The sequence below is a fragment of the Longimicrobium terrae genome (genome assembly GCF_014202995.1).
GTDB classification, from domain to species: domain Bacteria; phylum Gemmatimonadota; class Gemmatimonadetes; order Longimicrobiales; family Longimicrobiaceae; genus Longimicrobium; species Longimicrobium terrae.
Genome location: NZ_JACHIA010000015.1, coordinates 23,812 through 44,478 on the forward strand (window position 1 = coordinate 23,812; position 20,667 = coordinate 44,478).

23 protein-coding genes are annotated in these 20,667 nt (G+C 70.7%); 19 read left to right on the plus strand and 4 right to left on the minus strand.

What is annotated here, in order from left to right; genetic code table 11:
- Positions 1–146 precede the first annotated feature (146 nt).
- A complete protein-coding gene (locus HNQ61_RS19840; RefSeq protein ID WP_170038379.1) occupies positions 147–683 on the minus strand; it encodes a DUF6438 domain-containing protein in 537 nt (178 codons plus the stop codon).
- Between the two features lie 198 nt (positions 684–881).
- Between HNQ61_RS19840 and HNQ61_RS19845 the strand changes: the two genes are divergently transcribed.
- Positions 882–2,246: a sigma-54-dependent transcriptional regulator gene (locus HNQ61_RS19845; protein WP_170038377.1), complete on the plus strand. Its 1,365-nt coding sequence runs from the start codon at positions 882–884 to the stop codon at positions 2,244–2,246.
- A 417-nt stretch (positions 2,247–2,663) separates the two neighbouring features.
- On the opposite strand, the gene HNQ61_RS19850 is transcribed toward HNQ61_RS19845, so the two are convergent.
- The 3 genes from HNQ61_RS19850 to HNQ61_RS19860 all read right to left on the minus strand — a co-directional run bounded on the left by HNQ61_RS19850 (position 2,664) and on the right by HNQ61_RS19860 (position 5,231).
- On the minus strand, positions 2,664–4,235 hold the full coding sequence (locus HNQ61_RS19850; protein WP_170038375.1) for an FAD-binding oxidoreductase: 1,572 nt from the start codon (positions 4,233–4,235) through the stop codon (positions 2,664–2,666).
- Positions 4,232–4,726, minus strand: a complete 495-nt coding sequence (locus tag HNQ61_RS19855) for a CPCC family cysteine-rich protein (RefSeq protein WP_205762010.1) — start codon at positions 4,724–4,726, stop codon at positions 4,232–4,234. Before HNQ61_RS19855 ends, HNQ61_RS19850 begins: the two co-directional genes overlap by 4 nt.
- Positions 4,727–4,787: 61 nt before the next feature.
- Positions 4,788–5,231 (minus strand): Fur family transcriptional regulator, encoded by a 444-nt coding sequence (locus HNQ61_RS19860; RefSeq protein WP_205762008.1) that lies wholly within the window; start codon positions 5,229–5,231, stop codon positions 4,788–4,790.
- 204 nt (positions 5,232–5,435) lie between these two features.
- Here HNQ61_RS19860 and HNQ61_RS19865 point away from each other — a divergent pair, with 204 nt between their 5' ends.
- The 18 genes from HNQ61_RS19865 to HNQ61_RS19950 all read left to right on the plus strand — a co-directional run bounded on the left by HNQ61_RS19865 (position 5,436) and on the right by HNQ61_RS19950 (position 20,666).
- Positions 5,436–6,389 (plus strand): hypothetical protein, encoded by a 954-nt coding sequence (locus HNQ61_RS19865; protein WP_170038371.1) that lies wholly within the window; start codon positions 5,436–5,438, stop codon positions 6,387–6,389.
- Between the two features lie 180 nt (positions 6,390–6,569).
- Entirely contained in the window at positions 6,570–7,313 is a 744-nt protein-coding gene (locus HNQ61_RS19870; RefSeq protein WP_170038369.1) for a YebC/PmpR family DNA-binding transcriptional regulator, read from the plus strand.
- The gene (gene ruvC, locus HNQ61_RS19875) at positions 7,310–7,903 is read left to right on the plus strand and encodes a crossover junction endodeoxyribonuclease RuvC (RefSeq protein WP_221239706.1); all 594 of its coding nucleotides are present in this window, start codon (positions 7,310–7,312) and stop codon (positions 7,901–7,903) included. Before HNQ61_RS19870 ends, ruvC begins: the two co-directional genes overlap by 4 nt.
- Positions 7,900–8,484 (plus strand): Holliday junction branch migration protein RuvA, encoded by a 585-nt coding sequence (ruvA, locus tag HNQ61_RS19880; RefSeq protein WP_170038367.1) that lies wholly within the window; start codon positions 7,900–7,902, stop codon positions 8,482–8,484. Before ruvC ends, ruvA begins: the two co-directional genes overlap by 4 nt.
- Positions 8,485–8,762: 278 nt before the next feature.
- The gene (gene ruvB, locus HNQ61_RS19885; protein WP_170038365.1) at positions 8,763–9,848 is read left to right on the plus strand and encodes a Holliday junction branch migration DNA helicase RuvB; all 1,086 of its coding nucleotides are present in this window, start codon (positions 8,763–8,765) and stop codon (positions 9,846–9,848) included.
- A complete protein-coding gene (gene queA / locus HNQ61_RS19890; protein ID WP_221239707.1) occupies positions 9,845–10,891 on the plus strand; it encodes a tRNA preQ1(34) S-adenosylmethionine ribosyltransferase-isomerase QueA in 1,047 nt (348 codons plus the stop codon). Before ruvB ends, queA begins: the two co-directional genes overlap by 4 nt.
- A 231-nt stretch (positions 10,892–11,122) precedes the next feature.
- Positions 11,123–11,455 (plus strand): hypothetical protein, encoded by a 333-nt coding sequence (locus tag HNQ61_RS19895; RefSeq protein WP_170038363.1) that lies wholly within the window; start codon positions 11,123–11,125, stop codon positions 11,453–11,455.
- A 118-nt stretch (positions 11,456–11,573) separates the two neighbouring features.
- The gene (gene tgt, locus HNQ61_RS19900; RefSeq protein ID WP_170040417.1) at positions 11,574–12,722 is read left to right on the plus strand and encodes a tRNA guanosine(34) transglycosylase Tgt; all 1,149 of its coding nucleotides are present in this window, start codon (positions 11,574–11,576) and stop codon (positions 12,720–12,722) included.
- Between the two features lie 33 nt (positions 12,723–12,755).
- Positions 12,756–13,070, plus strand: coding sequence for a preprotein translocase subunit YajC (gene yajC, locus HNQ61_RS19905; RefSeq protein WP_170038361.1), 315 nt, complete (start codon positions 12,756–12,758; stop codon positions 13,068–13,070).
- A gap of 2 nt (positions 13,071–13,072) precedes the next feature.
- On the plus strand, positions 13,073–13,573 hold the full coding sequence (def, locus tag HNQ61_RS19910) for a peptide deformylase (protein WP_170038359.1): 501 nt from the start codon (positions 13,073–13,075) through the stop codon (positions 13,571–13,573).
- Positions 13,570–14,511, plus strand: coding sequence for a methionyl-tRNA formyltransferase (gene fmt, locus HNQ61_RS19915; protein WP_170038357.1), 942 nt, complete (start codon positions 13,570–13,572; stop codon positions 14,509–14,511). Before def ends, fmt begins: the two co-directional genes overlap by 4 nt.
- A 34-nt stretch (positions 14,512–14,545) precedes the next feature.
- Positions 14,546–15,853 carry an RsmB/NOP family class I SAM-dependent RNA methyltransferase gene (locus tag HNQ61_RS19920; RefSeq protein ID WP_170038355.1) on the plus strand — a complete coding sequence of 436 codons (1,308 nt, stop codon included), beginning with the start codon at positions 14,546–14,548 and terminating at the stop codon, positions 15,851–15,853.
- Entirely contained in the window at positions 15,850–16,803 is a 954-nt protein-coding gene (locus tag HNQ61_RS19925; RefSeq protein WP_170038353.1) for a PASTA domain-containing protein, read from the plus strand. Before HNQ61_RS19920 ends, HNQ61_RS19925 begins: the two co-directional genes overlap by 4 nt.
- A 153-nt stretch (positions 16,804–16,956) precedes the next feature.
- A complete protein-coding gene (locus HNQ61_RS19930; protein WP_170038351.1) occupies positions 16,957–17,505 on the plus strand; it encodes a peroxiredoxin family protein in 549 nt (182 codons plus the stop codon).
- The gene (locus HNQ61_RS19935; protein WP_170038349.1) at positions 17,498–18,490 is read left to right on the plus strand and encodes a CdaR family protein; all 993 of its coding nucleotides are present in this window, start codon (positions 17,498–17,500) and stop codon (positions 18,488–18,490) included. The genes HNQ61_RS19930 and HNQ61_RS19935 overlap by 8 nt, the downstream gene beginning before the upstream one ends.
- On the plus strand, positions 18,487–19,530 hold the full coding sequence (gene tsaD / locus HNQ61_RS19940; protein WP_170038347.1) for a tRNA (adenosine(37)-N6)-threonylcarbamoyltransferase complex transferase subunit TsaD: 1,044 nt from the start codon (positions 18,487–18,489) through the stop codon (positions 19,528–19,530). The genes HNQ61_RS19935 and tsaD overlap by 4 nt, the downstream gene beginning before the upstream one ends.
- A gap of 85 nt (positions 19,531–19,615) precedes the next feature.
- A complete protein-coding gene (locus HNQ61_RS19945; RefSeq protein ID WP_170038344.1) occupies positions 19,616–20,509 on the plus strand; it encodes a metallophosphoesterase family protein in 894 nt (297 codons plus the stop codon).
- Entirely contained in the window at positions 20,499–20,666 is a 168-nt protein-coding gene (locus HNQ61_RS19950; protein ID WP_170038342.1) for a hypothetical protein, read from the plus strand. Before HNQ61_RS19945 ends, HNQ61_RS19950 begins: the two co-directional genes overlap by 11 nt.
- The last annotated feature ends 1 nt before the right edge of the window (position 20,667 follow it).

A 20,667-nucleotide genomic window follows, 5' to 3' on the forward strand; every position in this document is an offset into this window, starting at 1 on the left:
GAGATGCCGAAATGCCCTTCTTGCATCAGATTACCCGCGGCGGGAAACATCCGGGGCGGCTTCCGTACCGCCACACCGGCACGGCTGGCAGGCGATCCGGCGCGTCCCGGCGTGCCGCGCTGGCAGAGATCGCCCGCCGTGGCGGGTCAGCGGCTTCTCGGTGTGACAACCCAGCGGGACACGCCCGCCACACTGTCGATGCGCGCCTCCCACGCCCGCAGCGCCGCGGGCTCGCGGCTGCACCCCGAATAGTCCTCCACCAGGTGCGACCGCGCGGCGCCGAACACGCCCACCACCGTCGTGGGCGAATCGGTGCGCCGCATTCCGCACACGGCCGGGTCCTCGGCCATCAGCGTGGGCAGGGTCCAGAAGCCGGTGGCGTCGGCGCCGGCCACCAGCGCGTTGAACTGCGCGGGGGTGATGGTGCCGCGGTGCTCCGGAAGCGAGTCCGGCCAGGTCTGCTGAAAGCGCACCTCGCCCGAGGGGCGCAGCACCACGCGGTACGCCGGGCAGAAGCCGTAGCAGCGCGTGCGCGTCAGCGTAAGACTGTCCACCGCGGCGCCGGCGGAGGCGCTCCCCGTGCCGTCCGGAAGGGCGGCGGGGGCGGGGCTGGCCGGCTGGCATCCCGCCGCGGAGGCGAGCAGGACCGCGGCGGCGGCCAGGGTGCGGGCAGAGCGGATCATGAGCATTGAATGCGCGTGAATGAGGTGTGGCCTGTGACGTACGGGGCCTTGTACCCGTCTGCGTCGCCCCGGTTGCGCCGGTTCCGTGCCGCCTCTGGTCCGTGGGAGGCGCGGAGCGCTCCAATTGCGTAGTTTGTCGCGCGGAGCACGGTCCGTCTCCCCGCGGCCCGCGCGTGTTCCCTTTCCGATCTGATGGCGATGCCCCGTACCGTTCTGGTGGTGGACGACGATCCCGGCGTGCTGCGCGTGCTGTCGCGCTACTTTTCGCGCGGCGGGTGGGAGGTGCACGAGGCCGACAGCGGCGAAGAAGGCTTGCGCCGCTGGGAATCGGCGCGGCCCGACGTGGTGCTGCTGGACCTGGACCTTCCCGGAATGTCCGGGCGCGAGGTGCTGGACGTGCTGGTTTCGCGCGGCGCCTCCGTCATCATGCTCACGGGGCACACCGAGGTGGAAACCGCGGTGGACGCCATGCAGGCCGGCGCGGAAACGTTCCTCACCAAGCCGGTGGACTTTGCGCACGTGGGCGCGGCGGCCGAGCGCGCGGCGGAAAAGCAGGAGCTGCGGCGCACCAACGAGACGCTGGCCCGCAGCCTGGCCGGTCGTACGGAGGATGACGGCTTGGGAGCGTCGCCGGGAATGCGCGCGCTGGCCCGGCAGGTGTCCATGCTGAGTGCCTCGGCGGATACGACGGCGCTGCTGCTGGGGGAAAGCGGAACGGGCAAGAGCTGGGTCGCGCAGATGATTCACGCGCGCAGCCCGCGCGCACGGGGGCCGTTCGTGGAGATCAACTGCGCCGGGCTTTCCGGCACCTTTCTGGATTCCGAGCTGTTCGGCCACGAGCGCGGCGCCTTCACCGACGCGCGGGAGATGAAGCGCGGCCTGTTCGAGGTGGCGGACCGCGGGACGCTGTTCCTGGACGAAATCGGCGACCTGTCGCCCGAGCTGCAGCCCAAGCTGCTCAAGGTGCTGGAGCAGCGCACCTTTCGCCGGCTGGGCGGCACGCGCGAGATGACGGTGGACGTGCGGCTGCTGGCGGCCACCAACAAGGACCTGCAGGCCGAGGTGCGCGCCGGCCGCTTTCGCGAGGACCTGTTCTACCGCCTGTCCGTCTTTCCGCTCACGATTCCGCCGCTGCGCGAGCGCTCGCGCGAGGACGTGATGGAGCTGGTGCACCGCTCGCTGGTCGATCTGGGCAAGCGCCATCCCGGCGCGCCGCACTCCATGGCGCCGCGCGCGTCGGAGGCGCTGTCGGCGTACGCGTGGCCGGGCAACGTTCGCGAACTGCGCAACGTGCTGGAGCGGGCGCTGGTGCTGGCCGTCGGCAGCGAGCGCATCGACCTGGAGCACCTGCCGGAGGCGCTGCGGGCGCGCAACGCGGCCAAGAGTACCCGCAACTCGGCGGAAGTGCTGCCGCTGGCGGAAGTGGAGCGGCGGCACATTGAGCGGGCGCTGCACGTGCTGGGCGGCAACCGCTCGCTCGCGGCGGAAAAGCTGGGTATTTCGCGCAGCACGCTGCACGCGAAGATCCAGCAGCATGGGCTGGAGAAGGTGGGAAAGGAGTAGGGGAAGTGCGTTAGTGCTGGGTGCGTTAGTGCGTGAGTGCGGAAGAAAAGGCCCCGGTACTCAAGACGGACTGCCCGGTGCGCAGCGCTGGGGTGTCGGAGGATGATGGGTTCAGGGCGGCCGGGTGTGGCCCTCACCCCGCGTGCTGCGCACGACGACCCTCTCCCACGAACGGATGTGGGAGAGGGAGCACACACCAGTGCCGGCGCGAATCCCCATTGCAGTTGAAGCCCCGATCGTGGACGCGTCAGCGGCCACGAGTCGGGGCTTCCCGCTGTTTGAGCGGCGGATTTATCCGCTCTCGCAGGGGAGGGTGGGCCGGTGGTGCCGGCCCGGGTGGGGGCCGCCCTGGAGCACGCCCATCGACCGGGGCTGAACCTCCGGGCACGGGGCACCTGAACCCGGGCACTTCTTTTCCTATCTCCCCACCACCGCGTACTTGATCGCATCCAGCGGGCGCTGGCCGGGAAGCGGAAGGATCACGCCGGGATTCAGCATCCCCGCGGGATCAAAGATCTCCTTGACCGCGCGGAACACGTCCGCGATCTCGTCCCCCCAGATGGTGCGCAGCAGCGGCGCGCGCAGCCGCCCGTCCCCGTGCTCGCCCGCCATCGTCCCGCCCAGCGCCGCCACCCCTTCCGCCACCTCGTACACCACCGCCTCCGCGTCTTCGCGCCATCCCGGCTTCGTCACGTCCACCAGCGGATTGACGTGCAGATTGCCATCCCCCGCGTGCCCGAAGATCACGGCGGGAAGCCCGTGGCGGGCCAGCGTGGCGCGCAGCAGCCGGATGTAATCCGCCAGCCTGTCCACGGGAACGACGCCGTCTTCGATGAACTGCATCGACACGCGCTGCCCCGCCATCCGCGCGATCAGCGGGCTGGCGGCGTGGCGCACGTGCCAGAAGCGCTCCTGCTGCTCCTTATCCACCGCGAGCGAAACGCGGTCGGCCACGCCGGTCATCGCGCGCTCCACCCGCCCCAGTTCGTCCGCCACCTGCGCGCGAGAATCACCTTCCACCTCCACGAACAGGATCGCCTCCAGCCCCTCGCGCAGCGGGTAGCCGGGGTCCTCGCCGGAGTCGCGGACCAGGTCGATGAAGGTGCGGTCGATCATCTCGCACGTCGCCGGATCCAGTTCCAGGATGCGGTGCACTGCCGCGCCCGCCGCCTCCAGGTCGGTGAACTCCAGCAGCGCCAGGCCGCGGCACGGACGGATGCGGTCCAGCCGCGCCGTCGCCGCGGTGACCAGGGCCAGCGTGCCCTCGCTCCCCACCAGCAGGTCCACCGCGTCGCCAGACTCCAGGTACTCGCGCAGCGCGTACCCCGACGAGTTTTTTCGCACCCGCGGCCAGTCGCGGTCGATGGCCTCCCGGTGCTCCGCCAGAAGCGCGTCTACCCGGGCCAGGATCTCGCGCAGGCGCGGCGCGTCCACCGGCGTTCCGCGCGTGGCGGTCGCGCGCGAACCGTCCGCCAGCACCACGTCCACGGACTCAATCCACCGCCGCGTGGCGCCGTAGCGTACGGTGTGCGAGCCCGCGGAGTTGTTGGCGATCAGCCCGCCGAACGCCGCGCGCGCGCCGCTGGACGGATCGGGCGGAAAGTGAAGGCCGTGCGCCGCGGCGGCCGCGTTCACCTCCGCCAGGGTGGCACCGGGCTGCAGACGCACGGTCCGCCGCTCCGCATCCACCGGCTCGATCCGGCGGAAGTTCGTCATCAGGTTGAGGGCGACGCCGGGGCCGATGTTGCCGCCCGGCATTCCCGTTCCCGCCGAGCGCGGCACCAGCGCCAGCCCGTTTTCCGCCGCCCACCGTACGACGGCCGCCACGTCGTCCGCGTCCTCCGGCACCGCCACGGCGGAGGGGACGGAGCGGAGGATGCCGCTGTGCTCGCTGAACTCCGTCCGCCGCGCTTCCTCCACGCTGAAGGCGCCGCGAAAGCCGGCGGGCGGGGCGGGGAAGGCCTCGGGATGCTTGCTGGATTCCGTCATCGAAACTCTTCGTTGTACCCGGCCGCAAAATCGCGCCGGCATTCGTTCAGGCTGTTTTCGTTCGCTCCGCCCCGGTAGTCGGGGTCGCGGAACTGAACGCCGTCATCTTCCCAGTCGCAGATCCCGCAGATTGCGTACGATCCACGCTCCGGATCAGCCAGCGTGCGGAAGCCGCAGCACGGGCAGGGATGCAGGATGGTGTCCGTGGCGATCGCAATCAGCCGGTCATCCCACGCCTGCGCGCGCCACCCATCCAGTTGGCGCCGCGTGCGGGGGCGGAAAACGAGCGCGAGGTGCTCGATCCCGGCGGAGGCGGAGATGAGCATCCACTCGAGCCGGTCGACCGCCGCGGCGAACGGATCCGCATCCACCGCCAGCGCCGGCATTCCCGGCCGGATCTCGCCGGACTCGACATCGCCACAGACAATCCAGAAACGCCTGGATTCGAACCACCACGTGCCGCGAACGCGAAACAGGGCCGGTTCGGTCATCCATCCGCCAAACAAAAAACGCTCTCCAGACGGAGAGCGTTTCGGGCGGAAAACGTTGCGGTCACTTGCAGCAGGCCGGGCAGAAGCCCACGACCTCCACGCGGTAGCCCTGCACCCGGAACCCCGCGTCCACGTGAATCTGCGGAAGCAGGTCGTGCGGCTCGCCGGCCACGTCGCGCACCTGCCCGCAGCCCAGGCAGCGCGAGTGGTAGTGGTCGTCGGTGCGCGCGTCGTAGCGCGCGCTGTCGTCGCCGTACGCCAGCTTGGCGGCCAGGTTGCAGCTCACCAGCGTTTCCAGCGCCTTGTACACCGTCGCCAGCGAAATGTCGGCGATGTCGGCGCGGACGGCGGTGAACACTTCATCCGCCGAAGGATGGTCCGTGGTGGCGCGAAGAAAGCGGTACACGGCTGCGCGCTGCTCGGTGAAGCGCTGGCCGTTTGCCTCCAGCGCCTCGCGCAGCACAGTGTCCACGTGTTCCGGGTGCATCCGCTCCGTCGTGGGCATCTAGTGTCGCCGAGAGTGTGTGCGGGGTCTTATTCGTACGAAACGTCCGAATCCGCGAGGCCTGCGCGTACAATGCAAGCTATGGATGGCGCAAGGTACTGTCAACCGCGCCGTGCGCGGGCCTCGTTTTTGAGCGGGCACGGGCTGTGCGACGGCGCGTACGCAAAGCGCGGGCGAGAACCACTGCAGATATACGGGATCAACGTGCAAGGACGGCTGGGAAGGGTGCTGGTGGCCTGTGCGGCGCTGGCCGCGGCGGCGTGCGGCGACGCGGAGAACGTAAAGGTGCAGCCGCTGCCTCCGCTGCAGCGGCCCACCGCCGAGGCGCGCGCCGGGCTTCCGGAAGTGCGCGGCCTGTGGCGGTTCGCGGGGTTTGAGATCCCCGCGCGCGACACCATGCTGGTGCGCGAAAAGGTGTACATGCTCACGCCGCTGGGCGACTTTCAGATCGCCACGCAGCGCATGGACTCCATCGCCGGACGCTACGTTCGCGGCCCGGTCACCTTTCCCTTCACGGGCGAGGTGCGCCGCGACAGCGTGCTGGCGATCGTGGCGTTCAGCGGCGGAGTGGGCCAGTTTCTGTCCGGCCGCGTGCTGCGCGACACGCTGTGGGTGGAGATGACGTCGTTCAGCAGCGCGGTGGAAACGTGGCCGCGCGGCACCCGCGCCGCGCTGGTGCGCAAAGTGGGCGGGGCTCCGTTCCGCCGCCTGCTGGGCGGCGCGCCCATCAACGTGCCGGTGGATTCCGCCGCGCTGGACAGCGTGCGGATGGATTCGCTGCGCCGCGCGGGCGTGCTGCCGCCGGACAGCGCGCAGCCGGTGCCCGGCGCCATGCCGCCCGCCGCGGGAATGCCGCCCACGGGCGCGGCACCGGCGGTCGTGCCCCAGCCGGGCGTGCCGCAGCAGCGCCTGCCGCAGACGCAGCCGGCCGTGCCCCCGGCGAATCGTCCGGCGCAGCCCGTCACCCGTCCGGCACAGCCCGTCACGCGTCCCGCGCAGCCGGTGACGCGTCCGGCGCAGCCCCGGCCCGCGCAGCCGCGCCCGCCGGCGCAGCAGGCGCCGCCCGTATCGCAGCCGCCGGTTCAGCAGCAGCCTCCGGTGAGCCAGCCGTTTCCGCAGCCGGCCGCGCCGCGCGACACCATCCGCTTTCCCGGCTGAACGGCCGGCGGAACGGTGAGCAAACGCCCCGTCCGGAGCCGTCCGGGCGGGGCGTTGCGCGTGCGCGGATGACTTCATCGTGACGTGTGCGTTGAAGCCTGAGGGCCGGACGCATATATTTGTAGTTCTGCAACCTGGACGAGCACCAACGCCCCAGCATCACCGACCGGAGGGAGCCCGATGGCCGGGCATAGCAAGTGGAAGCAGATCAAGCACAAAAAGGCGCTGACGGACAACCGGCGCGCCGCCACATGGACCAAGAAGATCCGTGAAATCACCGTAGCCGCCAAGGAAGGCGGCGGCGACCCCGCGGGCAATCCGCGGCTGCGCCTGGCCATCGACACGGCCAAGTCGGTGAACATGCCCAACGAGAACATCGACCGCGCCATCAAGAAGGGCACGGGCGAGCTCGAGGGCGTGAACTACGAGGAGATCACGTACGAGGCGTACGGCCCGGCCGGCGTCGCCATCATGATCGACACGCTGACGGACAACGGAAACCGCACGGTTGCCGACATCCGCCGGTGGCTGTCGCGCAACGGCGGCAACCTGGGCGCCAGCGGCAGCGTGGCGTGGATGTTCGACCGCCGCGGCCAGATCTCCATCGACGCCTCCAGTCACGACGAGGAGACGGTGATGATGGCGGCGCTGGACGCGGGCGCGCTGGACGTGGACACGAGCGAGGACGGCTACACGGTATATACCGAGGTCGCCGACTTCCACGCCGTGCAGGACGCGCTGCGCGCCGCGGGGATCACGTGGGAAGACGCCGAACTGGCGATGATTCCCAAGACGGAGATCCGAGTGGAAGGCGCCGACGCCGAGCAGCTGCTCAAGCTGCTGGACCTGATTGAAGAGCTGGACGACGTGCAGAAGGTGTACACGAACGCCGACCTGGACGTGGACAGCCTGGCGGAAGTGTGATCGCACCCGGCACGGATGGTCCGGCCGCGCGCCGGATCCCGCTGGACACCGTGGTCCTGGGGGTCGACCCCGGGACCGCGGTCACCGGATATGGCGTCGTTCGCCGCGGGGCGGACGGCGCCGTTTCGCTGCTGGAATGCGGCGTGGTGCGTACCCGTCCGGGCGGAGAACTGGCGGACCGGCTGCGCGAAATCTACGAGGGATTGACCGAAGTCATCGGCCGCACGCACCCCGGGGTGCTGGCGGTGGAAGGCGTTTTTTTCGCCAAGAACGTGCGTTCCGCCGTGGTCCTGGGCCACGCGCGGGGGGTGGCGCTGCTCGCGGGCGCCATGCACGGCCTGCGCGTCGCCGAGTACCCGCCCGCGGAGGTCAAGGCCGCCGTGGTGGGGGCCGGCCGCGCCACCAAGGACCAGGTTGGATTGATGGTGCAGCGTCACCTGAAGCTCAAGGCCGTTCCCAAGCCGCACGACGCCGCGGATGGCGTCGCGGTGGCGCTCTGCCACTGCTTTCGTGGCTTCGGCCCGGCGGCGCCCCGGCTGGCGCCCGTTTCCATCGCCACGCTGGCCGCCGCCGCGGGGGTGCGCCGATGATCTCGCGCGTGCGGGGCGAATTGATCGTCCGCGACCTGGAGCGGGTGGAGGTGATGACGGCCGGCGGCGTCGCCTACGAGATCTCCATCCCCACCACCGTCTTTGAGCGGCTGCCGCGGCTGGGCGAGCAGGTGACGCTGCGCACCTACCATCTCGTCCGCGAGGATGCCGCGCTGCTCTTCGGCTTCCTGGAAGCCACGGAAATGACGGTCTTTACCCGCCTTCTGGGGATCAACGGCGTGGGGCCGCGTCTGGCGCTGGCGGTGCTTTCCGCGCTCTCGGCGGAGCAGATCGTCCGCTCGGTCCGCGACCGCAACGCCGCCGCGCTGACGTCGGTGTCCGGCGTGGGCAAGAAGACGGCGGAGCGCATCGTCCTGGAACTGACGGGCAAGCTGGACGACATCGCGTTCGCGCCCTCCGGCGTGGCCCGCGTCCCCGGCGCGGAAGAAGCCCTGCGCGCCCTCACGGCCCTTGGCGTCACCACCGCCGACGCGGACCGCGCCGTCCGCGCCGTCATCCAGGAAAAGGGCCAGCTCGGCGCCGCCGAACTGATCCGCGAAGCGCTCGCGCGCCTGAAATAGCGGGTTCGGCCGTTTCTCCCAGGAGATCTCTGGAAGGGCACGGGTACCCGCTCCACGGTGTGATGCCCGTCCCAACCCTCCCCCAGTCTTTTTTGGGGGAGGGTTGGCGAGTAATGCGAGCTCGGGTGGGGGCCGCGGTAGAGCCCGCCTCCGATCACCCATCTCCACCTTGACCGCCATCCTCGCGAACGCCCGCGCAACGCGGGTGTAGCATCATCCGAAGAAATCCCGTACATTGATGACGGCCCCGATCGCCGTCCGCCCCTGATCAACCGGTCATGCCAGTAGAGCCGTCCCGCTCCGAAATCACCACGCCCGACGCGCTCACCGAAGAGGAGGGCAGCGAACTCAGCCTGCGCCCCCAGCGGCTGGTGGAGTTCATCGGGCAGGACAAGGTCAAGGAGTCGCTGCAGATCGCCATCGACGCGGCGCTCAGCCGGCGCGAGCCGCTGGACCACACCCTGTTCTACGGCCCGCCCGGCCTCGGCAAGACCACGCTCGCCCTGCTGATGGCGCGCGAACTGGGAGTCAACATCAAGATCACCGCCGCCCCCGTTCTGGAAAAACCCGCCGACCTCGTGCGCGAACTCACGACGCTGCGCGAGGGTGACATTCTGTTCATCGACGAAATCCACCGCCTGCGCCCCATCATCGAGGAGTTCCTGTATCCCGCGATGGAAGACTGGCGGATCGACGTGCGCCTGTCTGACGGCCCGCACGCGCAGATGATCAGCATGCCGGTGGAGAAGTTCACGCTCATCGGCGCCACCACGCGCTACGGCCTGCTGACGCCGCCCATGCGCGCCCGCTTCGGCATCGTGCAGCGGCTCCACTACTATCCGGTGGATGCGCTGGCCTTCATCGTGGAGCGCACGGCGGAAATTCTGGGCGTCGGCTGCGACAAGTACGGGGCGATGGAGATCGCGCGGCGTTCGCGCGGCACGCCTCGTGTCGCAAACCGGTTGATGCGCCGCGTGCGCGACTACGCCCAGGTGCGCGCGGACGGCGTGATTACGCGCGATGTGGCGGATGCGGCGCTGGTGATGCTGGATGTGGACGAGTTCGGCCTGGACGAGATGGACACGCGGGTGCTCCGCTCGCTGATCGAGCAGTTCGGTGGCGGGCCCGTGGGGCTGAACACGCTGGCCGTGGCGCTGGGTGAGGACGCGGGGACGCTGGAGGAGGTGTACGAGCCGTTCCTGATCCAGAACGGCTTTCTGATGCGGACACCGCGGGGGCGCGTGGCGACGGCGCTCGCCTACCGCCGCTTCGGCTACGCGCCGCCGGTGGACGGCGCCACCGCGGGGCTGCCGGGCAACTTCGGCACGCCCGCCAACGTGCAGCCCAACCTGTTTGACGCGTGACGGATCCGGTGTACCGCACTTCGGGCTTCGACTTTCACCTGCCGCCGGAGCAGATCGCGCAGAGCCCGGCTGAGCGGCGTGACGCCAGCCGCCTGCTCGTGGTGGACAAGGCGAGCGGGGAACTGCAGCACCGCGTGTTTTCCGACATCGTGGAGTACCTTGCCCCGGGCGACGTGCTGGTGCTGAACGAGACGCGCGTCTTTCCCGCGCGGCTGCTGGGGCGCAAGGCGACGGGCGCCGCCGCGGAAATCTTGCTCCTTCACCCGCACAACGGGGAAGAGAAGCTGTGGGTCGCGCTCGTCCGCCCGGGCGGCAAGCTGAAGCCCGGCCGCACGGTGGAGATCGGGCCGGAGCTGTCGGTGGAGATCGTGGAGTCCACTCCCGGCGGCGAGCGGGTCGTTCGGCTGGTGACGCCGCTGAGCGTAACGGAGGCGCTGGACCGGTACGGCGAAGTTCCGCTGCCGCCGTACGTGGAGCGCAGCGCGACGGAAACGGACCGCGAGCGCTACCAGACCGTGTACGCGCGCGAACGGGGCTCCGTCGCCGCGCCGACGGCAGGGCTGCATTTCACGCCGGAGGTGCTCGCCGCACTGGAGTCCAAGGGGGTGCGCCTGGCCCGGCTGGTTCTGCACGTGGGCGTCGGCACCTTTCGCCCGGTGGAGGTGGAGGACCCCGACGCGCACCCCATGCACTCCGAGTGGTACAGCGTCTCGGCGGATGCTGCGGAGGCGATCAACACGGTTCGCGCCGCGGGGGGGACGGTGTGGGCGGTCGGTACGACGGTCGTGCGCACGCTGGAATCGGTCGCGGGGGAAGATGGCGCCGTGCACGCGGGACAGGGATGGACGCGCATCTTCATCCGCCCGCCGTACCGGTTCCGCGTGGTGGATCACCTGATCACCAACTTTCACCTGCCGCGCTCCACCCTGATGATGCTCGTGTCCGCGCTCGGCGGGTACGAACTTACGATGCGCGCCTACCGCGAGGCGATCGAACGCGGGTACCGCTTCTACTCATACGGCGACGCGATGCTGCTCGTCTGATCCGGACGGGAACACGCACGGGATCAAGCCGGACCGCATGCCCGCGGTCCGGCTTCTTCGTATCCCGACACATGTTCTTTCAGCTCGGCTCAGGCGGCTTCTGAGTGGTCGAAAATGTAGTTTGCGTCACCTGCAAAATACCATAAATAAAACACTTGCGCATCGGAGATGTGGTGTCCATCTTGTGTGCGGATTGGTCTGCCTCCTTTCGCGCTCCGACTGCCCGGACCCATGCGCCCGACGTTTCGCTGGTTCACGTTCAGCATCGGCTTCGGCCTCCTGCCGTTCGGTTCTGCCGTTCTGCTCGCTGCGCTGACGTCGAGCCGGGCAACCTTCGTGATGACGCTGGGGGAGAACCTTCTGGTTCTGGGCTACGGGTGCATCGTGTTCATGGGCTTTGTCTCGGTCATGCTGCTGCGCGAGATCATCCGCGACGAGCGGGAGAGAGCCCGGCTTCGGCGGGAACGCCAAGTGCGGCGGCAGCAGGCAATCGGATCGCGCCCACGGCATCGCGTGGCGCGTCGGGGCTGGGGAGCGCTGAGCCAGGACCGGCGAGCCGCGTAGAACGGGCGCGCTTCACGACGCCCAAGGCCCGCAGCTACCGTCGGCGCCTTGCCTGAACCCCGCGCATCCGCCAAACTAGGGGTTTGCAATCGCATGCGATCCACGCGGGGAGGCGCCGCTGTTCGAGTTTGAGATCCAGGCCACGGAAGGCGCCGCGCGTGCGGGACGGCTCACGCTTCCGCACGGGGTGGTGCAGACGCCCGTGTTCATGCCGGTGGGCACGCAGGCCACGGTAAAGACGCTCACGCCGGAAGAGGTGGAGGGGCTGGGCGCCCAGATCATCCTGGGCAACACCTACCACCTGTACCTGCGACCCGGCCATGAGCTGGTGCGCGAACTGGGCGGGCTGCACGGCTTTCAGGGATGGAAGAAGCCCATCCTGACCGATTCGGGCGGCTTTCAGGTGTTCAGCCTTTCCGACATCAACACGATCGAGGAAGAGGGCGTCACCTTTCAAAGCCACATCGACGGATCGCGCCACCTGTTCACCCCCGAGCGGGTGATGGAGATCGAGCGGGCGCTGGGGGCCGACATCATCATGGCCTTTGACCAGTGCCCGCCGGGACAGAGCAGCCGCGAAGTGGCTACGCAGGCGTACGAGCGCACGCTGCGCTGGCTGGAGCGCTGCCGCACCCGCTTTGCGCAGCTGCCGGCCGAAGACCCGCAAGGCCCGGTGCAGACGCTGTTTCCCATCGTGCAGGGCGGCATCTACCCGGACCTGCGGCGCGAATCGCTGCAGGCCACCGTGGACGCGGGCGACTGGGACGGCATCGCCATCGGCGGCCTTTCCGTGGGCGAGCCCAAGCCCACGATGTACGCCATGCTCGAGGCGCTGCAGCCGGAACTGCCGGAGCGGCTGCCGCGCTACCTGATGGGCGTGGGGTACCCGGACGACCTGCTGGAGGCCATCGGCCGCGGCGTGGACATGTTCGACTGCGTGGCGCCTACGCGAAACGGGCGCAACGGCGCCGTGTGGATCGCGGGCGAGGGACAGGTGAACATCAAGCAGCAGCGCTTTCGCGCCGACGCGGGGCCGCTGGACCCCGACTGCGACTGCTACACCTGCCGCACCTACACCCGCGCGTACCTGCGGCACCTGTTCGTGGCGGGAGAGGGGCTGTGCATGCGCCTGCTTTCCATCCACAACCTGCGCTTTCTGGTGCGGCTGGCCGACACCGCGCGCGAGCGCATCGCGGCGGGCGACTTTACATCCTGGAGCGCGGCCTGGCTGGCGCGCTTTCACGCCGGTCGCGCCGCCCGCGGCTGACCCGCGGCATTCACGAACATACGGACCGGAACCATGGAAATCCTGCTTCTTCTCGCCCAGGCCAGGCCGGGCGGGGCCGCGAGCTCCTTCATCAGCGCGCTGCCCATTCTCTTCATCCTCATCATCTTCTGGGTGATGCTCGTGGTGCCGCAGCGGCGCCAGGCCAAGGAGCACCTGGCCATGGTGACCAGCCTGCAGAAGGGCGACCAGGTGGTGACGGCGGGCGGGCTGATCGGCGAGGTCGTCCAGATCAAGGAAGACCAGGTGCAGGTGCGGACGGGGCAGGCGATCGTGGTGGTGGAGCGCGCCAAGATCTCGCGCCGTCTGGCCGCGGACGCCGGGAAGTAGCGATGGCGATTCGCAAGATCGAGATGCTCGGCTCGGAGGTCCTGCGCCGCCGGACGACCGACGTGCCGAAGCCGGGACCGGAGCTGGACCGGCTGGTGGACGACATGTTCGAGACGATGTACGACGCCAGCGGCATCGGCCTGGCCGCCCCGCAGATCGGGTTGAGCCAGCGCCTGATCGTGGTGGACGTCAAGGAAGAGGGCGGCGAGCGCATGGCGCTGCTGGACCCGCGCATCGTGGAGTCCGGCGCGGACCGAGACCGCTACGACGAGGGGTGCCTGAGCATTCCCGGGGTCACCGGCTCGGTGGACCGGCCGATGACGTGCGTGGTGGAGGCGCTGGACCAGCAGGGAAACCCCGTGCGCATCGAGGCTGACGGGCTGCTGGCGCGCTGCCTTCAGCACGAGATCGACCACCTGGAGGGCGTGCTCTTTCTGGATCGCCTGAGCCCCATCAAACGCGCCATGCTGCTCAAGAAATACCGCAAGCTGGCGGGCAAGTGAAAGTTCTCTTCTGGGGGACCCCGGCCTTTGCGCTTCCCGCGCTCCTCTCGCTCGCGGAAGAGGGGCACGACGTGGTGGGCGTGGTGACGCAGCCGGACCGGCCGGCGGGGCGGGGGCGTGCGCTTTCCGTTTCCCCGGTCAAGGAAGAGGCGCTCACCATGGGCGTGCCCATCCTGCAGCCGGAGCGCGCGCGCGGCGACGAGTTCATCGCCAGCATCCGCGCGCTGGAGCCGGACATTTCCGTCGTGGTCGCCTTCGGGCAGATCCTGAAGCCGGAGGTGCTGGCGGTGCCGCGGCTGGGGTCCATCAACATCCACGCGTCGCTCCTTCCCGAACTGCGCGGGGCGGCGCCCATCCAGTGGGCCGTGGCGCGGGGGCACGAGACTACCGGCGTCACCATCATGCGGATGGAGGCGGGGCTGGATTCCGGGCCCATGATCCTGCGCGTGGAGGAGCCGATCGGCCCGGACGAGTCCGCGTCGGAGCTGGGCGTGCGCTTGGCGGAGATCGGCGCCGAGGCGCTGGTGGAGACGCTGGCGCTGATGGAGGCCGGCTCGGCGACAGAGACGGTGCAGGACCACGACCGTGCCACCTACGCGCCCAAGGTGGACCGCGAGACGGCGCGCGTGGACTGGACGCTGCCGGCGGAAGAGGTCGCGCGGCTGATCCGCGGGATGGACGACGTGCCGGGGGCCTGGAGTCCCCTGGGCGCGCGCTGCCCGGTGAAGCTGTACCGTTCGCAGGTCGTGGTGGATGCCTCCGGCGAGCCGGGGACCGTCCTTGCGGCGGACCCGCAGGGCGGGGTGCTGGTGGCCTGCGGGAGCGGCGCCGTGCGCCTGGGTGAGGTGCAGCCGCAGGGCAAGCGGCGGATGGGGGCGGGCGAGTGGGTGCGCGGCCGCGGCGTGGCGGCGGGCGACCGCTTCGGCGTGGACGCGTGAGCGGCTCCGCATCCCCCGCCGGGAGCTGACCGCGATGGCGACGCCGACGGTGGGACGGCAGGCCGCGCTGGAGGCGCTGGCTCGCGTGCGCGAAGGCGAACTGGCCGACCGTGCGCTGGACGCCGCCGCGCACGGGCTGGAGGCGCGCGAGCGCGCGTGGACGCAGGAACTGGTCTACGGCACCTTTCGCCTGCGCGGCCGCATCGACTACCTGCTGGGCCGGCTGGCGCGGGACGGGGTGGAAAGCCTGGACCCCGACGTGCTGGACGTTCTGCGGCTGGGTGCGTACCAGCTTCTGGAGATGGGGAGCGTTCCGCCCTACGCCGCGGTGTCGCAGTCCGTGGACCTGGTGCGCATGGCGGGCGTGCCACGCGCGGCCGGGCTGGTGAACGGCATTCTGCAGAACCTGCAGCGCCGCCGGGAGCACATCAGCTTTCCCGACGCGCGCGCGGACGGCGCGGGATACCTGACCACCTGGGGCTCGCACCCGCGCTGGCTGGTGGAGCGGTGGATGGAGCGCTTCGGGCCGGAGCAGGCGCTGGCGCTGGTGGAGGCGAACAACCGCCGGCCGGAGCTGTTCATCCGCCCGCTCGGCGTGAGTGTGGACGAGGCCGCGGCGCGGCTGCGCGCGGCGGAGATCGAGGCGGTGCGCGTGGGGTGGTCGCCCGATTCGCTGCGCATCGAGACGCCGGGGACCGCGTCGGAGGCGCTGGCCGCCGTCCCCGCCGTGGTGCAGGACCCCGCGGCGGCGCTGGTGGTGCGCTACGCGGACGTCCCCGCGGGCGCGACGGTGCTGGACCTGGCCGCGGCGCCGGGCGGCAAGGCGATGGGGCTGGCGGACGGCGCCGGTCGCGTGGCCGCGGCGGACCTGTCGAGGCGGCGCGTGCGGCGGGTGACGGAAAACGCGCGGCGGGTGGGGTGGGACGACCGCATCGGCGTGGTGGTGGCGGACGGGCGCATGCCGCCGTTCCGCCCGGCGGACGCGGTGCTGCTGGACGCGCCCTGCACGGGAACGGGGACGCTGCGGCGCCATCCGGACGGGCGCTGGCGGGTGACGCCGGACGACCTTGCCGCGCTCACCCGGCTGCAGGACGAACTGCTCGCGGCCGCGGCGGAGTGCGTGCGCCCCGGCGGGCTGCTGATCTATTCCACGTGTTCGCTGGAACGGGAGGAGAACGAGGTGCGCGTGGAATCGTTTCTGGCCGCAAATCCGGGGTGGAGGGTGGATGCCACGGAGGCCGCGCCCGCGGAGGTGCGCGACGCGGCCGGGTACCTGTGCGTGCTGCCGCAGGCGCAGGGCGCGGACGGCGCGTTTGCCGCGCGGCTGCGGAGGCCCGCGTGAAGCCGCCCCGCAGTCCCGGCCCGGCACGCTTCCGCCCGTCCGGCGCGCGGTGGCACCGCGAGATCCCGGCGCGAGTGCGGCGCTACTTTGACGAACGGCGCCTGCTCAAGTACGTGCTGACGGCGTCGCTGGGCGGGTTCGTGCTCGGCTACCTGCTGATCACCATCTTCTTCTTTCCCGGCTTCGGACGGTCGGCGATCGTGACGGTGCCGGACCTCACCAACCGTCCGCAGGGCGAGGCGCAGCGCACGCTGGGCCGGCTGGGGCTGGTGGTGCAGAAGGGCGGCACCGTGGTCAACGCGCGCATCGGCCGCGGACGGGTGCTGATGCAGACGCCGCTGCCGGGCGAGGAAGTGTCCCGCGGCGCCACCGTCCGCATCGTGGTCAGCGGCGGACCGGAGATGCGCAAGGTGCCGTCCGTGGCGGGAATGACGCGCGCAGAGGCGATCGAGACGCTGCAGCGATACGGGTTCCGCGTGGGGCTGCAGCGCGTGCGCGACCGGCGGGAAGAAGGCGCGCTCGTGGCGCTGCGCCCCGCGGCGGGGCAGCCGGCCGCGGTGTCGAGCATGGTGGTGATGGTGATCAGCGCCGGGCCGCCCAAGGTGCTCGTGCCCAGCGTGGTGGGGCTGACCACGGGGGACGTGTCGGCGCGGCTGCAGGCGGTGTCGCTGGAGATCGGCCGCGTGAGCTACGATCCGGAATCCGCCGAGCCGGCGGGGACGGTGGTGCGGCAGTCGCCCGTGGCGGGAGACAGCCTGGCGATGGGCTCGGGCGTGCGCATCACCCTGGCCGGCGCCGATCCCAATCCGCCGCCGCCCGCGACGGTGGAGTCCTCCGAGCCGGAGCCGGCCGCGGTGGATACGTCGCCGCCCGCGCCCGTGGTGGAAGAGGCGCCGCCGCCCCCGGAGGCGTCGCAGCCGACGACGCCGGCGCGGCCGGGCAGGGAATAGGGAATAGGGAATAGGGAATAGAGAATAGGGAATAGGGAATAGGTGGTCTGACGCGGGGAGTGGCGTCGGGGCGGCGAGCGAGGAGCCGGGCGGGGCGGGTACGGGGGATGGCGCCTGAGGGCGCGAGGGGACACCAACTTCAGATCTGGACTGATGGCGAAGCGGCGGGGATGGGTGTTTCCGGGAGCGGTCGCGGGGGTGCTCGCGATCCTCGTGGCACTGGCATGGACCAACCGCGACCGCATTCTTCCGCCGGACGTGGGCAAGGCCGCGCCCGGATTTTCGGCGACGGACATGAGCGGCCGGCCGGTCTCGCTGAACGATCTGCGCGGGCAGGTGGTGCTGCTGAATGTGTGGGCCACGTGGTGCGGGCCCTGCCGCGACGAAATGCCGTCCATGGAGCGCCTGCACAAGCAGCTCGGCCCGCAGGGGCTGCGCATCATCGCCGTCAGCGTCGACGCGCCGCCGGCGGGATCGAAGGAGCTCACCGCGTTCGCGCGCGACCTGGGGCTGTCGTTCACCATCTGGCACGATCCGTCGGGCGAGATCCAGCGCACCTACCGCACGACCGGGGTTCCGGAGTCGTTCATTCTGGACCGCGACGGGGTGATCCAGAAAAAGGTGATCGGCGCGACGGAGTGGGACGGCGGCGCCAACACCGACCTGCTGCGCCGCCTGCTCGCGGAGCGGCCGGGTGCGTAGGGTGACCCTGCGCTCCCTCACCCGCAACTGGCCTCTCAAGCTGGCCGCCCTCGCCCTGTCCGTTCTGGTGTGGGCCGTGGTCAGTGCCGAGCAGGTGACCACGCAGTGGATTCCCGTCCGCGTGGACCCCGTCGTGCGCGACCCGCAGTTCGTCCTGACCGGCTCGCCGGAGCCGCAGGAGGTGCGGGTGCAGTTCACCGGGCCCGGGCGGGAGCTGTGGGAGCTGGCGCTGGACCGTCCGGTGCTGGTGCTTCCCATCCGCCAGGTGGGCGAGGGGCGCACCTTTGCGCTGGATCCGGCGATGGTGCGCATTCCCCAAGGATTGTCCGTCAACGCGCGCGACGTGCGGCCCTCGGTGATCGCGCTGGGCTTGCAGCGGCTGGCCAGCCGCGTGGTTCCCATCCACGCGCGCATCAGCGGGCGATCGCTGCAGCGGTACGTGATCGGCGATTCGCTCACCATCATCCCCGCCGAGGTGCGGGTGACCGGGCGCGCAGACCAGGTGGCGGCGCTGAACGTGCTTTCCACGATCGCGTTCGAGATCGTGCCGGACGATTCCACCTTCACCCGCGAGATCGCGCTGGACACGGCGGCGCTGGACGGGCTGAGCCTGTCGCGCGCGCGGGTCCGGGTGAGCGGGACGGTGGACCGGCGCGCCACCCGCGCGGTGAGCCCGGTGACGGTGTACGTGCCGGACGGCCTGGTCGCCGCGCCCGCCCAGGTGGAGGTGCGGCTGAGCGGCGCGGAGCGGGCACTGGCGGGGGTGGATCCGGCCCGGCTGCGCGCCGTGGTCGTGCGGGACTCGCTCCCCGCGGTGATTCCGCCGGGCGGGGTAGAGGCGCGTCTGTTGATCGAGGGCGCCCCGGCCGGCGCGGCGGTGACCGCCAATCCGGCGCGCGTGCGGGTGTTTGAGCCGGCGGCGGCTCCTTCCGCATCGCCCGCATCGCCCGCGACGATGGACAGCGCGGCGGGAGCGCGGCCGTGAGCGAGCCGCTGATCCTGGGGATCGAGACGTCGTGCGATGAAACCTCCGCCGCGGTGCTGCGCGGGGAGCGCGACCTGCTGGGGCACGTCATCTTTACGCAGGACATCCACACGCTGTACGGCGGCGTGGTTCCCGAACTGGCGTCGCGCGCCCACCTGCGGACGGTGGACGACGTCGTCGAAGGCGCGCTGCGCGAGGCGGGCGTGACGCTGGCGGACATCGACGTCGTTGGGGTGACGGCGGGGCCGGGGCTGATCGGGGCGCTGCTCGTCGGCGTGTCGTGGGGGAAGGCGGCGGCGTTCGCGGCGGGAAAGCCGGTCGTCGGCGTGCACCACATGGAGGGGCACCTGTTCGCCACGCACCTGGAGCACCCGGGCGCGGAGCCGCCCTTCGTGGGCCTGCTCGTGAGCGGCGGGCACACGATGCTGCTGTGGGTGCCGGCGTGGGGCGAGTACCGGCTGCTGGGCGCCACGCGGGACGACGCGGCGGGCGAGGCGTTCGACAAGGCGGCCAAGATCCTGGGGCTGGGCTACCCCGGCGGGCCGTCCATCCAGCGCGCCGCAACGGAGGGAGATCCCGCCCGTCATCCCCTCCCCCGGCCGCTGCTGAACCGCGGCGAGCGCCCGGGCGACCGCGAGTACTACGACATGTCGTTCAGCGGGCTCAAGAACGCGCTGCGGCTGCTGGCGCGCGACCTGGAGTCCAAGGGAACGCTGGCGGAGGAAACGCCGCACGTGGCCGCCTCCTTTCAAGCCGCGGCGGTGGACGTGCTGACGGCCAAGACCATGCGGGCGGTGCGGGAGATGAACTGCCCACGCGTGGTGCTGGGCGGGGGCGTGGCCAACAGCCGCGCGCTGCGCGAGGCGCTCGCTCGAAAGCTGGGATCGCGCGGCGAACTGTACGCGCCGTCGCCCCGGCTTTCTACCGACAACGCGGCGATGATCGCGCGGGCGGCGCTCTTTCGCTGGCGTCGCGGAGAGACGGGCGGGCTGGACCTGAACGCCCGCGCGGACCTGCCTTTTCCCGGGCTGACGCGGTGACCGGAGCCGCTGGCACGAGGGTGGCGGAACGGAAGGGTGAGCGCGGCCGTCCGGCCGCGGATTTCCACGGACACCGGCGGCGGGCTTGATCTCACTTCTCCACGTATCGGACCTGCACTTCGGACCGCCCTTTCACGAAGGGGTGGGCCGCGCGCTGCAGGCGTTTGCGCACCGGCTGGGGCCGGACTGCATCGTCGCGTCGGGCGACTTCACCCAGCGCGCCAAAGAGGAACAGTTCGCGGCCGCGCGGGCGTTTCTGAACGAGTTTCCCAAGGTGCCCATCGTGGTCACGCCGGGAAACCACGACGTGCCGCTGATGCGCATCGCCGAGCGGGTGCTGGATCCGTACAAGCACTACCGGCGGCACATCAACGAGGCGCTGGATACGATTACGGACATCCCCGGCGCGCGGATCGTGGCGCTCAACAGCACGGCGCCGCTCAAGGCCACGGTCAACGGCCGCATTCACCAGTGGCAGATCGACTACGCCCGCGAGGCGTTCGCCGCGGTGACGGACGAGAAGACGCTGCGGATCATCGTGGCGCACCACCACTTTGCGCCGCCGCCGGACTTCGAGAGCGCGGACCCCATGCCCAACGCGCGGCGGGCGCTGGACGCGTTCACCGACATGCGGGTGGACCTGATCCTGGGCGGGCACCTGCACCGCGCGTACATCGGCAACTCGCTGGACGTGTACGCAGGCGCGGACCGCGAGCACGGCATCGTGATCGCGCAGAGCGGAACCAGCACCTCGCGCCGTGGGCGGGCGCGCGAGCGGGAAAAGAACTCGCTGAACGTGCTGCGGCTCACGCCCACGGGGATCCGGGTGACGCACTACATGTACTTCGAGGACGCGGGCGACTTCGTCCCCACCAGCCGGCACATCTTCTTTCGCCGCGGCAGGCCGCCGCTGGAAGGTGCGGGCGAGGATGGGGCCATCTGGATGGACGAAAGCCGGGAGACGAACGATGGAGTATGATCGCGGGTCGCTGTCCAGGGGCGGCGAAATGAAGGCCGCGGGGATCGCCGCGGCGGGCGCCGTGGGTGTGGGCGTGGCCGTGTGGTACCTGGCGCGCCTGTTTCTGCAGCGCGAGCGGGTGGAAGAGGCGTCCGCCCCGGCCGCGCGGGAGTCGTAGC

Coding starts and splice junctions, on each gene's coding strand:
- HNQ61_RS19840 (WP_170038379.1), bottom strand. CDS start 683: ATGATCCGCTCTGCCCGCACCCTGGCCGCCGCCGCGGTCCTGCTCGCC.
- HNQ61_RS19845 (WP_170038377.1), top strand. CDS start 882: ATGCCCCGTACCGTTCTGGTGGTGGACGACGATCCCGGCGTGCTGCGC.
- HNQ61_RS19850 (WP_170038375.1), bottom strand. CDS start 4,235: ATGACGGAATCCAGCAAGCATCCCGAGGCCTTCCCCGCCCCGCCCGCC.
- HNQ61_RS19855 (WP_205762010.1), bottom strand. CDS start 4,726: ATGACCGAACCGGCCCTGTTTCGCGTTCGCGGCACGTGGTGGTTCGAA.
- HNQ61_RS19860 (WP_205762008.1), bottom strand. CDS start 5,231: ATGCCCACGACGGAGCGGATGCACCCGGAACACGTGGACACTGTGCTG.
- HNQ61_RS19870 (WP_170038369.1), top strand. CDS start 6,570: ATGGCCGGGCATAGCAAGTGGAAGCAGATCAAGCACAAAAAGGCGCTG.
- ruvA (WP_170038367.1), top strand. CDS start 7,900: ATGATCTCGCGCGTGCGGGGCGAATTGATCGTCCGCGACCTGGAGCGG.
- ruvB (WP_170038365.1), top strand. CDS start 8,763: ATGCCAGTAGAGCCGTCCCGCTCCGAAATCACCACGCCCGACGCGCTC.
- HNQ61_RS19895 (WP_170038363.1), top strand. CDS start 11,123: ATGCGCCCGACGTTTCGCTGGTTCACGTTCAGCATCGGCTTCGGCCTC.
- yajC (WP_170038361.1), top strand. CDS start 12,756: ATGGAAATCCTGCTTCTTCTCGCCCAGGCCAGGCCGGGCGGGGCCGCG.
- def (WP_170038359.1), top strand. CDS start 13,073: ATGGCGATTCGCAAGATCGAGATGCTCGGCTCGGAGGTCCTGCGCCGC.
- HNQ61_RS19920 (WP_170038355.1), top strand. CDS start 14,546: ATGGCGACGCCGACGGTGGGACGGCAGGCCGCGCTGGAGGCGCTGGCT.
- HNQ61_RS19930 (WP_170038351.1), top strand. CDS start 16,957: ATGGCGAAGCGGCGGGGATGGGTGTTTCCGGGAGCGGTCGCGGGGGTG.
- HNQ61_RS19950 (WP_170038342.1), top strand. CDS start 20,499: ATGGAGTATGATCGCGGGTCGCTGTCCAGGGGCGGCGAAATGAAGGCC.